This window comes from Cloacibacterium sp. (genome assembly GCF_047601505.1).
Classification (GTDB): Bacteria; Bacteroidota; Bacteroidia; order Flavobacteriales; family Weeksellaceae; genus Cloacibacterium.
In genome coordinates, this window is sequence record NZ_JASGJD010000001.1 from 1,501,158 (window position 1) to 1,515,030 (window position 13,873).

17 protein-coding genes are annotated in these 13,873 nt (G+C 29.6%); 11 read left to right on the top strand and 6 right to left on the bottom strand.

The genetic code is table 11. The features are described from left to right. Nucleotides 1–51 precede the first annotated feature (51 nt). The 5 genes from QM746_RS07060 to QM746_RS07080 all read left to right on the top strand — a co-directional run bounded on the left by QM746_RS07060 (nucleotide 52) and on the right by QM746_RS07080 (nucleotide 3,522). The gene (locus tag QM746_RS07060) at nucleotides 52–1,035 is read left to right on the top strand and encodes a MarR family transcriptional regulator (RefSeq protein ID WP_414983571.1); all 984 of its coding nucleotides are present in this window, start codon (nucleotides 52–54) and stop codon (nucleotides 1,033–1,035) included. Further along, nucleotides 1,029–1,808: a hypothetical protein gene (locus tag QM746_RS07065; protein WP_414983572.1), complete on the top strand. Its 780-nt coding sequence runs from the start codon at nucleotides 1,029–1,031 to the stop codon at nucleotides 1,806–1,808. Before QM746_RS07060 ends, QM746_RS07065 begins: the two co-directional genes overlap by 7 nt. A 34-nt stretch (nucleotides 1,809–1,842) precedes the next feature. After that, nucleotides 1,843–2,175 (top strand): hypothetical protein, encoded by a 333-nt coding sequence (locus QM746_RS07070; RefSeq protein ID WP_414983573.1) that lies wholly within the window; start codon nucleotides 1,843–1,845, stop codon nucleotides 2,173–2,175. 120 nt (nucleotides 2,176–2,295) lie between these two features. After that, nucleotides 2,296–2,628 (top strand): hypothetical protein, encoded by a 333-nt coding sequence (locus QM746_RS07075; RefSeq protein ID WP_414983574.1) that lies wholly within the window; start codon nucleotides 2,296–2,298, stop codon nucleotides 2,626–2,628. Between the two features lie 78 nt (nucleotides 2,629–2,706). After that, nucleotides 2,707–3,522 (top strand): hypothetical protein, encoded by an 816-nt coding sequence (locus QM746_RS07080; protein ID WP_414983575.1) that lies wholly within the window; start codon nucleotides 2,707–2,709, stop codon nucleotides 3,520–3,522. Between the two features lie 314 nt (nucleotides 3,523–3,836). Here QM746_RS07080 and QM746_RS07085 read toward each other — a convergent pair whose 3' ends face one another. The 5 genes from QM746_RS07085 to QM746_RS07105 all read right to left on the bottom strand — a co-directional run bounded on the left by QM746_RS07085 (nucleotide 3,837) and on the right by QM746_RS07105 (nucleotide 6,565). Then, on the bottom strand, nucleotides 3,837–4,331 hold the full coding sequence (locus QM746_RS07085) for a transposase (protein ID WP_414985127.1): 495 nt from the start codon (nucleotides 4,329–4,331) through the stop codon (nucleotides 3,837–3,839). A gap of 22 nt (nucleotides 4,332–4,353) precedes the next feature. Then, nucleotides 4,354–4,659 carry a hypothetical protein gene (locus tag QM746_RS07090; protein ID WP_414983576.1) on the bottom strand — a complete coding sequence of 102 codons (306 nt, stop codon included), beginning with the start codon at nucleotides 4,657–4,659 and terminating at the stop codon, nucleotides 4,354–4,356. Continuing rightward, nucleotides 4,656–5,063, bottom strand: coding sequence for a hypothetical protein (locus tag QM746_RS07095; protein WP_414983577.1), 408 nt, complete (start codon nucleotides 5,061–5,063; stop codon nucleotides 4,656–4,658). The genes QM746_RS07090 and QM746_RS07095 overlap by 4 nt, the downstream gene beginning before the upstream one ends. A 279-nt stretch (nucleotides 5,064–5,342) precedes the next feature. Continuing rightward, nucleotides 5,343–5,702, bottom strand: coding sequence for a prevent-host-death protein (locus QM746_RS07100; protein WP_374364375.1), 360 nt, complete (start codon nucleotides 5,700–5,702; stop codon nucleotides 5,343–5,345). Between the two features lie 233 nt (nucleotides 5,703–5,935). Continuing rightward, a complete protein-coding gene (locus QM746_RS07105) occupies nucleotides 5,936–6,565 on the bottom strand; it encodes a TetR/AcrR family transcriptional regulator (RefSeq protein WP_414983578.1) in 630 nt (209 codons plus the stop codon). A gap of 249 nt (nucleotides 6,566–6,814) precedes the next feature. On the opposite strand from QM746_RS07105, the gene QM746_RS07110 reads away from it, so the two are divergent. Next, the gene (locus QM746_RS07110; protein WP_414983579.1) at nucleotides 6,815–7,036 is read left to right on the top strand and encodes a hypothetical protein; all 222 of its coding nucleotides are present in this window, start codon (nucleotides 6,815–6,817) and stop codon (nucleotides 7,034–7,036) included. A 319-nt stretch (nucleotides 7,037–7,355) separates the two neighbouring features. Here QM746_RS07110 and QM746_RS07115 read toward each other — a convergent pair whose 3' ends face one another. Beyond that, the gene (locus tag QM746_RS07115) at nucleotides 7,356–8,564 is read right to left on the bottom strand and encodes a LuxR C-terminal-related transcriptional regulator (RefSeq protein ID WP_414983580.1); all 1,209 of its coding nucleotides are present in this window, start codon (nucleotides 8,562–8,564) and stop codon (nucleotides 7,356–7,358) included. A 233-nt stretch (nucleotides 8,565–8,797) separates the two neighbouring features. Between QM746_RS07115 and QM746_RS07120 the strand changes: the two genes are divergently transcribed. From QM746_RS07120 to QM746_RS07140, 5 genes are all read left to right on the top strand, one after another. Next, nucleotides 8,798–9,220: a Fur family transcriptional regulator gene (locus QM746_RS07120; protein WP_414983581.1), complete on the top strand. Its 423-nt coding sequence runs from the start codon at nucleotides 8,798–8,800 to the stop codon at nucleotides 9,218–9,220. A 45-nt stretch (nucleotides 9,221–9,265) separates the two neighbouring features. Further along, a complete protein-coding gene (locus QM746_RS07125; protein WP_414983582.1) occupies nucleotides 9,266–11,218 on the top strand; it encodes a heavy metal translocating P-type ATPase in 1,953 nt (650 codons plus the stop codon). A 123-nt stretch (nucleotides 11,219–11,341) separates the two neighbouring features. Continuing rightward, complete coding sequence (locus QM746_RS07130; RefSeq protein ID WP_414983583.1) at nucleotides 11,342–12,367, top strand: aldo/keto reductase; 1,026 nt, start codon at nucleotides 11,342–11,344, stop codon at nucleotides 12,365–12,367. 99 nt (nucleotides 12,368–12,466) lie between these two features. After that, nucleotides 12,467–12,847: an acyl-CoA thioesterase gene (locus QM746_RS07135; protein WP_414983584.1), complete on the top strand. Its 381-nt coding sequence runs from the start codon at nucleotides 12,467–12,469 to the stop codon at nucleotides 12,845–12,847. 68 nt (nucleotides 12,848–12,915) lie between these two features. Then, entirely contained in the window at nucleotides 12,916–13,830 is a 915-nt protein-coding gene (locus tag QM746_RS07140) for a L,D-transpeptidase (protein WP_414983585.1), read from the top strand. The last annotated feature ends 43 nt before the right edge of the window (nucleotides 13,831–13,873 follow it).

Consider the following 13,873-nt stretch of genomic DNA (forward strand, 5'->3'; position numbering starts at 1 on the left):
TATATTTGCATAATAAACTTAATAGGTTTATTGTAAGTAAATAGGTTTATTATGCTACAGAAAGAACTAATAGAATACATAGATGAGGTAATCGGGCAGAAGGTGCTGTTGAAAGAACTAAATATAGAAGTGCTTAAACAGTTGCCATTTGTATTTAAGCATAATTACGAGTTTTATATTACACAACTTTATGGTCAGAAAGTAATATTAATGCTGGTAAAAGATGAAATACTAAATATAACACAGCTCACAAAACAGATAGATATAATACACGGAATAACAGAAGTACCAATAGCTGTTGTTGCTGAAAATATAAGTTTCTCAGTAAGAAAAAGATTGCTGGAAAATAAAATCAGTTTTATCATTCCTGGCAAACAATTATTTTTGGCTCCTTTATTAATCCATTTTCAGAATTTTAGCAATTATAAAAAGGCAGAAACATTACTGCCTTCTGCTCAGGTATTAATCCTATATCACATTTTACATAGAGAGGATAATTTGAGACAATATTCTTTCCGGGTATTATCAGAAAAGTTCCGATATACTCAGATGGGAATTACAAAAGCTGTGAAAAACCTGGAAGATTTGGAGTTCATAAATGTGGAAGGGAACAAGGAAAAGCGCATTGTTTTTATAGATGATATTCCGGAACTTTGGAAAAAAGCAGAAAACTATTTAGTAAATCCGGTATTTAGAGTTGAATATACAGATGAAAAACCAGAAAACTTTCTGGGAGCTGGTTATACAGCTTTGGAAGAATATACAGATATGAATCCGGGAAATCAGTATGGATGTGCGGTAGAAAGGAATGAATTCTATAAAATGAAAAAAAATAAAGAGTTTATGAATCTAAATAAAGAAGATGGAAATTATTTTATTCAGGTATGGAAATATGATCCTTTATTACTATCTGAAGGGATTACAAAAAAAAATAATGTAGATCCCCTATCTCTTTATTTAAGTATGAAAGATAATTTCATTGATGAAAGAACAGAAATGGCACTAGAACAGATTATTAATAAATATATATGGTAAGAGGACTGAATATTTTTAGAGAACATTTCAGAGATTTTGAGCAGAATTATGTAATAATCGGAGGAACGGCTTGTGATATAAATATTAATGAAATAGGATTAACACCAAGAGCAACAAAAGATATTGATATAATATTAATAGTGGAAGCACTCACACCGGAATTTGTAAAACATTTTTGGGAATTTATTAGTTTGGGAAATTATGGTGATAAAGAAAAAAGTACTGAGGATAGAAAGTATTACCGTTTTTTGAAACCCGAAAATGAAGAATATCCTTTTCAGATTGAGCTATTTTCCAGAATTCCGGATTTGTTAGATTCTTTGGAAGAAGAATCTCATCTGACGCCGATTCCTGTAGATACGGATATTTCAAGTCTATCCGCTATACTGATGAATGATGATTATTATAGTTTCACAATAGAACATAGTCAAATAGGAGAAAACATTCATAAAGCCAATACAGAAGTATTGATTTGTCTGAAAGCCCGTGCATATTTGGATTATAAAGCCAGAAAAGAAAATGGGGAAAAGGTAGAAGAAAAACAGTTAAAGAAACACAAAGGAGATGTTTTCAGATTAGCTCTTCTGTTAAATGATGAAAATAATTTTGATCTTCCGAAAAATATCAAAAATGATTTAGAAGAATTTATAACTATCGTTAAAGATGATTTACCGGATAAGAGTCTGTTTAAAGAAATGGGTGCCGGTAATATAGTTGTAAATGACTTATACAGCTTACTGATTAAATCTTTTGGGTTAAATGTCTCCGAATAAACTGATTTCCAGAAAGGAATTAAATGATTTAAAAATGTCATTTATACAAAAAATTGTAGATGAAATAACTTCGGATCCAAAAGCACCCGTCAAAGTTTCCGCTAAATTAAACAAACCTGATATTCTGATTACAAATACAGAAGAATACTATAAAAAAACTAAAAATGATATTTTTTATAGAGATGATAAAGTTTTTAAGCTTTCTATAAGTGTAACGGATAAAAATAAAAAAAGAGCATTCAGATTAATGGATGCTCTTATTAAATTATTGAGGTATAGAGGCTTCTCTTTTGAAAGAGAATATTACAGTACAAAAATGGTAATAGATGGAATCAAAATACCTTTTCGATTTAAGAGAGCATCATAAAAGAGTTCCAAGTGAAGAATCCAATTATCCTTCTTATAAATATGTTCCAACAGGTAATTTTATTTTGACAACGGACAGTACAGTGATAAAAAAGAATGGACAGAAACATCTAATATAAGATTGGAAGAAAAGATAGTCCTTATTGTTGCCTGGGTTGAAGTAAAAGTTAAGGAAGAAAAAGAATGGAGAGAAAAAGCGGAAATTGCAAGAGAAATTCAGGAAAAAGAGCAAAAAATTAAAGAAGAGCAGGAAACTAAAAGAAAAGCTGAGGAAGAAAAATTCAATAAACTTCGATTAGACTCTAAAAGGTTTGAAGAATATACTGTGATTCAAAAATATATTTTAGAAGTAGAAAAAAGAGCTATTGTAGAAAATAAACTTACGCAGGAATTAAAAGATTGGATAAATTGGGCGAATGATAAAATAGAAGAAATTAATCCTTTTGATAACTAAGATTTTATGGGAGCAAAAATTACTTATACAAACCTTACACAGCAACCCAAAGAAGAATTATAATCAGTTCGTAAGGCATTGAAACAGGAAGTTTATAAGGCAATGTCTGAGAAAGAGATGAAAAAAGCATTAAAAGACCCACTTAATCATTATATGAAAATAACTAATAATGGTGTATTTGCAGTAAATAAATTGAAATATAAAGGGGAAATTTTTACATTGTTAGAAGGGAATCCTGTAACATATTATTTTTCTATAGCCTATGATGTTTTGCCACAAATTGATGAAGCCAGAATGCTTCTTATGGATAGTTTAAAAGGAAAACAAAGTGAATTTAGATGGAAAAGCTCGACGGCCTTTAGCTATATTTTTAAAGTTGGTTCTATAGGAGTAATTTTTTCTTTTCTGGCACTCGAATCTTTTATGAATCAATGCTTGCCCGATTTTGCAAAAGTTGAATTTGAAGGTAAAAAAAATGATAAAAATACGATTCAGCGTAAACTTTCATTTGAGGATAAGTTTAAAACAATAATTCCTGCTGTTACTTCTAAAAATTTGATTGAAGATCATCCACGAAAAGCAAAAATAATTATTGATATTAAAAAATTGCGTGATGATTTGGTTCATCTGAAAGAAAATAGAATTGTTGGATTTGTGGCTTATGAAGAAATCAATAATAAAATCCTGAATCTTGATTTAAAGAAGATTGTAAACACAGTGAAATTTTATATTAATTACCACACTCCGAAAACAATTCAGAATTATAAACAAATTAGAAATACAGGGAAAGCCAGGATCATAAAACAGGAATTTGGCGAAGATGAAAGTAAACAGTATTTTAAAGAAGAAGTAAAAGAATTTATGGCTACAAAATTCAATAATGAAATAAAATAACATTTTTACCATCGCCTTTCCGCAGCAAGTAACATAATCAAAGTTATACGCACGGCAGCTGCAAAGCAGTTGCCCTCCACTCCGCAGGCTTCGTTACTGGCAAAATCCATAGGTGCCTATAACTTGGGATTATGTTAAATGCTTTCCTTGCAACGGGCAAAGCCCTTTTGCTCCATCTGTCACGTCCTAAAAAAAGTTTACATTTTTTATATTAATACTAAAATTCGTTTACAGTTCAAATATAATCCTAAAATAGATTTACAATCTCCTTTTTTTTGTAATAATTTTTCCATTTACAATCCCCCTTCTTAAGTTCATTTGAGTGAACTTTTTCTGGAGTTATATACCCGAGGTCTTTCATTGTTATAAATTCTAATTACAGCATCTAGTAATTCTTTTGCTTGACTATAGTTTTCAACCTCATAATTGTTTAAATATTCTTCTTTTAAAATTCCATTTACACGTTCTGCGATAGCATTTTCAAGAGGGTCTCCATTCTCCGTCATGCTAATTTGGATATTATAAGCCTGAAATAGGTTTACATATTTTTGACTACAATACTGTACTCCTCTGTCTGAATGATGCGTTATGGGCAAATGGCTCTCTGCCCCTTCAAAGGCAGAGAGAGCCATTTGTAATGCTTTTACACTATGCTCTGCTTCCAGTGTTTGAGACAAATAATGTCCAACTATTTTCCTGCTGTAAGCGTCTGTTACTAAATGAATATAAAGCACCTTATTTTTTGTTTTCCAATACGTTATGTCACTCACAAACAATTCACTAGGTCTAGAAGCAGAAAATCCTTTTATTAGATTTTAACCAATGATGAGATTACGTTGTTTTTATTAACCTTTTTCTGCGTCTAATCAACAAGTTATTCACAGATAATAAATTAAATAAGGCATCTCTTCCCATTTTGATTTGATGCTCATGCATAAAACATTCCAACATAACATAAAGCTTTCTAGTTCCTATTCTTGGATTCTGTCTTCTTATTTTAAAAACTTCTGTTATAATCAATTCATGTTCTAATTCTGTATCAATATTCCGCTCAAAATATTGGTAATATGCCTGTCTTGTTACACCAAACAATCGGCATATTTTGCTTAATCCTAAGTTAGGTTTACGCTCTTTCATTTTGAAGATGGTTTGGTATTGGACTTTTTTCTTATATTGATTTTTAGCTCTTTTTCAGCAACTTCAATCATCATTTCCAAAGCGGTAGCTCGTAATTCTGAATTAACCAATGCCTGTTCTAATTGCTTGATTTTTTCTTTCATTTGAAGCTCTTCTATAGTTTGTTTAGCCATAATATCAGTTTTATTTATAGCTAATTTACTGTATTTTGGGTCAGTTTCATAGCCTAATTGACGCATCCATCGTAATATCTGACCGTGTTCCTCTTTCTCGCCTGTATATTTTTCCCAAATATCTCGCTTTTTGCATTTTGTTGATAGGTACTCTTCAACTATTTGTTGCCGCTCAGATAAAGTAAATTCACTAGGTCTTTTTAATCCTAAAATAATTTGTCGTTTGTTCATTCTTTTACACTTTTTTGTGTAAAGCTATTTTAGGACAAGACAGTTTTTAAGGCGCAAGAAAATCAAAGATTTTCAATTTTAACTTTGTTGAAATTTCGCGTCTTAAAAACGTAATCATTGTCAATAAATTATCTGCTCCTTTGCGTTTAAATTTTTCATATAATGCACTAGAGGTTAATATAGAAAAAATATACTCACAAAAAATCGTTTGCATTTATTAGTAAAGGCAAAATTTTCAATAAAAATTAAAACTGTTTTAGAATAACGAAGTAAGAATCGTTAATTAAGAGTGTAATTTGAAACAACTAATCTTAAAATGAAGTCAACATAGAGTTGCTCTGCATTTTTTCTGTTGATTAATTTTCTTTTGTATTCGTAAGAATTTAATACTTTAGATAGTTTTTTATAACTTTCTAAGTTATCACCTTTTAATTTCACTCTTCCATTGTCTTCTTTCGTTTTGATGATAGTGTCGTCTAAAGTTCTAATTTTGAATATAACATCTTTCAAAGAAGATTTTGAACTCTTAGATATAGCATGTCTTTCTATTATATTGACTTTGAAAAAATCAAATATTATATTGTTGAAGATAATATTAGAGCCAGCTTCTTGTGTATTGAGTTCAAGTTTATAATTCATATATTCATTTTTTTCATTAGAGAAAAAATTCGAGGCAAAAATAATAATTCTTTAGCATTCTTAAAAGCATAATTAATAATTGATGTAAATTTTAATTAATTTTTTATCTTTATAGTAATCTTAGAATTCTAAAAAGTGTTGTTTAAACAAAAGGCTGCTCAATTAAGATGCAGCCTTTTTGTTTTTATTGGTTTGATTTTTATGGTGAATGTTATTAATTTTCTATTAAATAATTATTCTTTTTCGTAGATTTTATCTACCATTTTGGTAATTGCTTTTTTTATTTCTTGTTTGCCTTCTTCTTCACTTAAGTCAATTCCACAAAAGACGCTTCCGTTCTTTTTTGCATACATATTAAGATAATAAATGCCAGAGACCATAATTGCTGAGATTGCTCTAAATTCTCTAGATTTTTCACCAAAAAACTTATCTGTAATAGTGGCGAATATCATTTCTCCGTTTTTTTCTTGTGTTTCTATTAAATTTTTTAGAGATTTTCTTTCTTCAGACAAGCTCCAAAGCAATATTTTCTGTAATTTTTCATTTTTTTCTAAAAAATCGAATTGTGATGTGAACATTAGCTTTGTTAACTCTTTTCCTCCATCATTAATGACTTGTGGAATTTTTTCTGATGTTACATTTGCCCAAAAATCTTGACTTAAAATGTATTCGTCTAAAAGTTCTTCTGTCCCTCCAAAATATTTATAAATTAATTTTTTGTCTAATCCTGCTGTAGCTGCTATATTGTTTACTTTTAGCGAACTATAACCTTTTGTTGTTAACAATTCTCCTACTGCATTTATTAGGTCTTGTTTGCTTTTGTTTTTGTTTCGTTGTCTTGTTTTTCCTTTTTCATTTTCCATAGCTCTTAAGCTCTTCTCGATTAGAAAATTTATTGCAAATTTAACAAAATTTTTTAGTCACCAAATAGTGACTTGTTATATATTTGTTAAATGTTTAATAATTGTATTAAATTATAAGGTTTGTTGTCTTATTTTTTCAAGTTTATCATTTAAAAATTTAAAAAAGTGAAGATTTGATAAGTGCTTGTAAATTAATGCGTTTGTTACTTCGACCAATGAAAACAATTTTCTATTAAAATTTATTCAAAAATGAATGTAATTATTATAAAGATTATCTACTATGTTCTAAATTTACTAATGTCTTATAGTGCTTTTTCTGGAGAAGATTCTTTTTCGGCACAGAATTCTCAAAATAATTGCCAAAAAGAAACGAATGTTTCTGTTGCTAATTCTGATTTTATAAATGAGACGGATAGTTTAAAACTGAATTCTAAAGATGTTTTACAAGGTAATATGATGCTAAAATCGTAGATAATTTCCCTATTTTCAACTTTTATTGAGGAAAATGTATTTTACTTTTGAAGCAAATGAGATTTTGCTTTTAATTGAATTTATTTATTATTTTACTGAAATTCAATTTATTAACCTTACTACCCGTCGGGTAGTTGGCAAAACTACTCAATAACTACCCCAATTAAGCTAGGTTATTTGTAGTGGTAATATTATTTTTGTATAAAATTAGATTAAGACTTACTTTTATGATTGAATAAAAGATTTAATTTTTAACGGAAAACACAAATAATAGTTATATACTAACTAATTAAGAAGGCTCTTTTATAAGTAGCCTTCTTTATTTTTTTAGTTGAAATCTGTTTTCAATATCCAATATATTGTATATGATTTTTAGGTGATATTTTACGGTATTTTCAGAAATATAGAGTTCGGAAGCAATTTCTTTATTGGTTTTTCCTTTTTTTATAAGTTCTAAGATTTGTAATTGTCTGTCGCTAAGTTCTTGCTCTTTTAATTGTAAATTACTTTCATCGTTTTGTTTTTCTTTCATAACAAGTTGTAGTTCGCTCAAAACCCTTTGATTTTCTTGCTGTATAATAAATCTTTTCTTTTTATGATGTTTATAAAGGGAAAATAAATATAAAGTTAATAAAGTGAAAAAAATGAAAGTAACCGAAAATGTTACTAAAGCATATTTTTCTTTTTCTTTTTCTTTTTCAGCAAGTATTTTTAATTCAAGACGTTTTAACTTTTCACTTTCATTAAGGGATTTGTAAGAAGCAATAGCTGTTTTTGCAGATAAATTGAGGTAATATTCTATTAATTTAGGATTATGGTTTTCTCTGTAAAATTGAGCCATACTTTCGTATAACCCCTTTTCGTAAACTTTAACATTGTATTTTTTTGCGTAATAAAGTCCTTTATTGTAAGCATCAATAACCTTTTTTTTGTCTCCAATTGTTTTATAAACTTCAATTTTTTTTATGTAAACATTGGGTAAGTGTCTGGGATTGTTTTTTTTGAAAACGCCTATAGCTTGGTCTAAATATTTATCTGCTTTTTCGTAATTTTTATCTAAATTTTCAATTATCGCAAGTGTACAAAGGTAAAATCCTTGTGTATCAGGGTCTACTAATTTTAAATTTATTTTTTTTTGAGTTTCAGGGAGAATTTTTTTTACTTCGTCAAATTCTTGAATTTCAATTTTCATAAAGATATCTTCAATAGCTATTTTGCTTAGGCATTCTTCTTTTTTGTTGCTTAGAATACCTTCTTTTTTAGCTAGTTCTATGTTTTCCAATGCAGTAGTAAAGTCGGAAACTCTTTTATAAGTGTAGTATTTTTGTAAATAAGCATTGTATTTGTCGTAATGTGAAGCATCTGGATTGTCTAAAATTTCTTGAAGTTTCAGGATGCTTTTTTCATACAAATGTTTGTTGTTTAATGAAGATATTTCGTCGTCAAGTTTTTTAGGATTTATAGTTTGTCCAAATAAGAAATTTGAAGAAAACAGTATGATGAAAAAAGCGAATATACCTTGCTTCATTTTGAATTTTTGTAAATTTGATTTTTAGAGCCCAATCGTTATTATGCGAATTTATGAATTTCAATTTGAATAAGAAAATAAATTAAATTATTTAACTGTTAATCAGATTTTTATGATTATTATCTGTAATCTAATTGAGATATTTTTAAACTTTAGTTGAGTTCTTGATTTTCTTTAGTTTTAAATGAATAATAAACCAGTTTTGTCAAAATAATTCTGAAATCTTAATAAAAATGAAAAAAGATATTGAAAATAAATTGCTGCATAAAAATACCAAACCTACAAGCATGCGAATTTTGGTGTATGATTTTTTAAATCATCAAGAGGTTGCCGTTTCGCTTACAGAGATTGAAAATCATTTTGAGAATGCAGATAGATCTACCATTTACAGAACGCTGAAAACTTTCGAAGAAAAAGGTATTGTTCATGGTATTCAGGAGAATAATACGACGAAGTATCACCTTTGCGAAGATGGTTGTAACGAAAACACGCACAGAGATTGGCATCTTCATTTTTATTGTAAAATTTGCAAGCAGACCACCTGTAAAGAAGATATTTATTTCCCCGAAAATATAGCTGCAAATTTCAGAATAGACGAAGTTCGACTTTTTGCAAAAGGAATTTGTGAGAATTGTCTCAGCGAAACTTTGCAATAGTATTGCATTTGGTTTCCATGTAAATTTGCTTAAAAATTGTCAGTTATGGAACATTGTTGCTCAGATTCACATCATGAAACTAAAGAAATAAATCATTCAGAACATGATGAACATAATCATTCTTCTCAAGAAGGAAAAAGTATTCTAAATTTATTTTTACCTTTATTAATTTCCTTATTAATTCTTTTGTCTGCTATTTTTTTAGACTATTTTATAAAACCAGATTGGTTTTTGGGATGGTTTAGAGTAGTTTGGTATATTGTTGCTTATATCCCTGTAGGTATTCCTGTTCTTAAAGAATCTTTAGAAAGTATATTGAAAGGTGATATATTTTCGGAGTTTTTTTTAATGAGTATTGCCACGATTGGAGCTTTTGCAATAGGTGAGTTTCCAGAAGGTGTTGCCGTAATGCTTTTTTATTCTGTTGGAGAAGTTTTTCAATCTTTGGCAGTGAAAAGAGCTAAAGCTAATATAAAATCTTTGCTAGATGAAAGACCAGACCAGGTAACAATTATTAACGGAAATATCCCTCAAACCATTAAGGCTGAAAATGTAAAAATTGGAGATGTTATTCAACTAAAACCTGGCGAAAAATTAGCATTAGATGGAATTCTTATTTCTGATGGCAATTCTTTTAATACAGCTGCTTTAACTGGAGAAAGCAAGCCAGATACAAAAACAAAAGGAGATATTGTCTTAGCAGGAATGATTAATCTCAATACAGTTAGTCTTATTGAAGTGAATACACTTTATTCTGATAGCAAGCTTTCCAAGATTTTAGAATTGGTACAAAATGCAACTGCTCAGAAAGCTCCTACAGAGTTATTTATAAGAAAATTTGCTAAAATTTATACTCCAATTGTAGTTTTTTTGGCAATTGCGATATGTTTTTTGCCTTATTTTTTTGTTAGTGATTATATTTTTAGAGATTGGCTTTACAAAGCATTAATTTTTTTGGTAATTAGTTGTCCTTGTGCATTGGTAATTTCCATTCCTTTAGGTTATTTTGGAGGAATTGGAGCAGGAAGTAAAAACGGAATTTTATTTAAAGGAAGTAATTTTTTAGATACAATTGCCGAAATTAAGAATGTAGTGGTGGACAAAACCGGAACGATGACGGAAGGTGTTTTTACGGTGCAGGAAGTTCATTTTAAACCCGAATTTAATAAAGATGAAATTCTAAAATTAGTAAACGTTTTAGAAAATAATAGTACGCATCCTGTTGCAACGGCAATTCATCATTTTGTTGGAGAAATAGACCATCATTTGAAGCTCGAAAACATAGAAGAAATTGCAGGGAAAGGTTTAAAAGCTACTTACGAAGGGAAGCAGCTATTAGTAGGGAATTTTAAACTAATGGATAAATTTGGGATTTCTTACGATACAGATATTTCCAAAATCGTTTATACTGTAATTGCAGTAGCTTTTGATGGGAAATTTGTAGGATATTTAACGATTGCTGATACTATAAAAGCAGATGCTGAAAAAGCCATTAATCAATTGAAAATGATAGGCGTAAAAACAACAATGCTGAGTGGAGACAAAGATACGGTAGTGCAATATGTTGCCAAAAAACTAGGAATTAGAAATGCTTTTGGAGACCTTTTGCCAGAAGATAAAGTTGAAAAAGTAAAAGAAATAAAAGCCAGAAAAGAAAGTGTAGCTTTCGTAGGAGATGGCGTAAATGATGCGCCTGTAATTGCGATAAGTGATGCAGGAATTGCAATGGGTGGTTTAGGGAGCGATGCAACCATAGAAACTGCGGATATTGTTATTCAGGATGATAAGCCATCAAAAATCCCAATGGCAATTAAAATTGGTAAAGAAACAAAGAAAATAGTTTGGCAGAATATTATTTTGGCTTTCGGAGTAAAAGCAATTGTTCTTATTTTAGGAGCTGGAGGTCTTGCTACGATGTGGGAAGCTGTTTTTGCGGATGTAGGGGTTGCTCTTTTAGCAATTTTGAATGCTGTGAGAATTCAAAGAATGAAGTTTTAATTTTTTTGGAATGAAATTTCAGGTATTTAATTTCAATTTTAAAAAGAAATCAATTTAAATTGAAGTAAATTTGTATGAGAAGTTTTAATAATAATAAAAATTAAATTCATAAATAAGTAAAAAATGAAATACAATTATATAGGAAATACAGGATTGAGAGTTTCTGAACTTTGTTTTGGAACAATGACTTTTGGTGGTCAAGATGCAGGAGTTTGGTCTCAAATTGGAGATTTACAACAAGCTGAGGTTAATGCAATGATAGAAGAAGTAATAACTTCTGGAATTAATTTTATCGATACAGCAAATGTTTATTCTTTCGGACAGTCTGAACAATTGTTAGGACAAGCATTAAAAGATTTGAAAATAAGCAGAGATAAAGTAGTAATTGCTACAAAAGTTTTAGGCGTAATGAGTGATGATATTAATGATAAAGGCTTGTCTCGTTATCATATTTTTAATTCAGTAGAAGCTAGTTTAAAACGTCTTCAGATGGATTATATTGATATTTTATATGTTCACGGTGTTGATTCTAAAACGGCTTTAGAAGAGATTGTTCGTAGCTTGAATGATGTAGTGAATACGGGTAAAGTAAGATATGTAGCAATTTGTAACTGGCCAGCTTGGATGGTTGCCAAAGCCCAAATGATTGCTCATTATAACGGTTGGCACAAATTTATAGGTTTGCAATATTATTATTCAGCAGTTACAAGAGATATAGAGCACGAAATAGTACCAATGGCGAAAGACAATCATTTAGCAATTTTCCCTTGGAGTCCTTTAGCGGGAGGTTTTCTGTCTGGTAAATATTCTCGGGAAGAAACATCATCTGGTTCAAGAAGAGATACGTATGATTTTCCTCCAATTAATAAAGAAAAAGCCTATGATTTGGTAGATGTTTTAAGAGAAATTGCAAATTCTCATCAAGCAACAGTTGCTCAGGTTGCTTTGGCGTGGGTTCGTCAGCAATCTGGCATTACGAGTACCATCATTGGAGCGAAACGTATAGAACAATTGAAAGATAATATTGCTTCTCTTAAAGTTGTTTTGAGTGCAGAAGAATTGCAAAAAATAAATGAAGTGAGTCCTTTGGTAAAACAATATCCAGGTTGGATGGTAGAGCGTCAATCGGTTTATAGAAACCAAGAATAAATTCTTAAAAATTGCCTTCGAATTTTTTTTGAAAGTGATTTTTTTAAATTAAGATAATCAGTCAAATTTTTGGCTGATTTTTTATTTTAAATTTGTAAAATGAAACATGTACACATAAAAGAAATATTGATTACCAAAGAACATTTAGACCAAATGAATCACGTAAACAATGTGCAATACGTACATTGGGTAGAAGAAATGGCAAAAGAACATTGGGATATTCTGAGGCATAACACCAATTATGTGGATGATTTTTGGTTTTTGGCAGACCATCATATTCAGTACAAGAAACAAGTGTATGAAGGAGATATTCTTATGGTGAAAACATATCCTCAAAAACCAGATGGAATAAGACAACCGAGAAAAGTGGAATTTTATAAAAATGATGAATTGATGGTAGATTCTAAAACGCTTTGGGTTTTAATTGATAAAGACACGCAAAAGATAAAAAGAATTGAAAATGATTGGTTAGAGTTTTAAAATTTTATCAAAATTTTCATTTTGGCTTCATTTTTTCATATCATTGTAATAGATTCAAAAGCCAATAGATGTATTTTATTAGATTATCATTCTTTTTTTTCGTTTTGTTTTTATTAGTTCAGTGTGATAATAAATCTGCTGATGAGGTAAATGCTGTGCCAGAAAAATCTTCAGATTCTTTGAAAATTCTCGAAGAAAAGAAAAAAGAAGAAATTCCAGTTTCTTATCATCCTGAAATTATCAATCATCAAGATTCGGCACTTGCGGAGTTTCAAAATAAGTATTCTGAAGAAGAAATTCATGCTATTTTAGCAATTAACAGGCTCGATTTTAAAAACAGATGGAGAGCAGATACTTTGGTGGTTCCAGATAAGATTGTGAAAGATTTTAATGTGTACAGTCCTTTTCCTAAATACGTTTCTGAGGCAAAAAATATTAACAAATTGGCTCTTTTTAGTTATCCAATTCACGCTTATGCGCTATATGAAAATGGAAATCTCATAAAATGGGGACCAACGAGTATGGGTAAGAAATCTTCGCCAACTAAAACTGGACTTGGATTTACCAATTGGAAGAAAAAAATAGCAATTAGTACTTCAAATTCTGAATGGAAATTAAGATGGAATTTTAATGTTTTTAATTTTCATGGGATTGGTTGGCATCAATACGATTTGCCGGGTTATCACGCTTCTCATTCTTGTATGAGATTGTTAGAAGAAGATGCGCTTTGGATGTATTCTTGGGGAGAACAATGGATTTTAGATGAAAAAGGAATCAAGATTTTAGCCAAAGGAACTCCTGTAATTATTTTTGGAGAACCAGATTTTAAATCAAAACCTTGGAAAGAATTATTGAAGTCTCCAAAAGCAAATGATTATTCTGAAGCTCAGATTAATAATGAAATAAAACCTTTTTTAGAAGAAATTTTAAAGCAACAAGATATTAGAAAAGAATATTTGCAGAGCAAAAGAGATTCTTTGTAAAAAAAATCTTCCTGATTTCTATTAAATCAGGAAGAATGAATAA

What these genes read in the sequence shown, in the direction of transcription:
- QM746_RS07060 (WP_414983571.1), top strand. Translation starts at nt 52, where the DNA reads ATGCTACAGAAAGAACTAATAGAATACATAGATGAGGTAATCGGGCAG.
- QM746_RS07065 (WP_414983572.1), top strand. Translation starts at nt 1,029, where the DNA reads ATGGTAAGAGGACTGAATATTTTTAGAGAACATTTCAGAGATTTTGAG.
- QM746_RS07070 (WP_414983573.1), top strand. Translation starts at nt 1,843, where the DNA reads ATGTCATTTATACAAAAAATTGTAGATGAAATAACTTCGGATCCAAAA.
- QM746_RS07090 (WP_414983576.1), bottom strand. Translation starts at nt 4,659, where the DNA reads ATGAAAGAGCGTAAACCTAACTTAGGATTAAGCAAAATATGCCGATTG.
- QM746_RS07095 (WP_414983577.1), bottom strand. Translation starts at nt 5,063, where the DNA reads ATGAACAAACGACAAATTATTTTAGGATTAAAAAGACCTAGTGAATTT.
- QM746_RS07100 (WP_374364375.1), bottom strand. Translation starts at nt 5,702, where the DNA reads ATGAATTATAAACTTGAACTCAATACACAAGAAGCTGGCTCTAATATT.
- QM746_RS07105 (WP_414983578.1), bottom strand. Translation starts at nt 6,565, where the DNA reads ATGGAAAATGAAAAAGGAAAAACAAGACAACGAAACAAAAACAAAAGC.
- QM746_RS07110 (WP_414983579.1), top strand. Translation starts at nt 6,815, where the DNA reads ATGAATGTAATTATTATAAAGATTATCTACTATGTTCTAAATTTACTA.
- QM746_RS07115 (WP_414983580.1), bottom strand. Translation starts at nt 8,564, where the DNA reads ATGAAGCAAGGTATATTCGCTTTTTTCATCATACTGTTTTCTTCAAAT.
- QM746_RS07120 (WP_414983581.1), top strand. Translation starts at nt 8,798, where the DNA reads ATGAAAAAAGATATTGAAAATAAATTGCTGCATAAAAATACCAAACCT.
- QM746_RS07125 (WP_414983582.1), top strand. Translation starts at nt 9,266, where the DNA reads ATGGAACATTGTTGCTCAGATTCACATCATGAAACTAAAGAAATAAAT.
- QM746_RS07130 (WP_414983583.1), top strand. Translation starts at nt 11,342, where the DNA reads ATGAAATACAATTATATAGGAAATACAGGATTGAGAGTTTCTGAACTT.
- QM746_RS07135 (WP_414983584.1), top strand. Translation starts at nt 12,467, where the DNA reads ATGAAACATGTACACATAAAAGAAATATTGATTACCAAAGAACATTTA.
- QM746_RS07140 (WP_414983585.1), top strand. Translation starts at nt 12,916, where the DNA reads ATGTATTTTATTAGATTATCATTCTTTTTTTTCGTTTTGTTTTTATTA.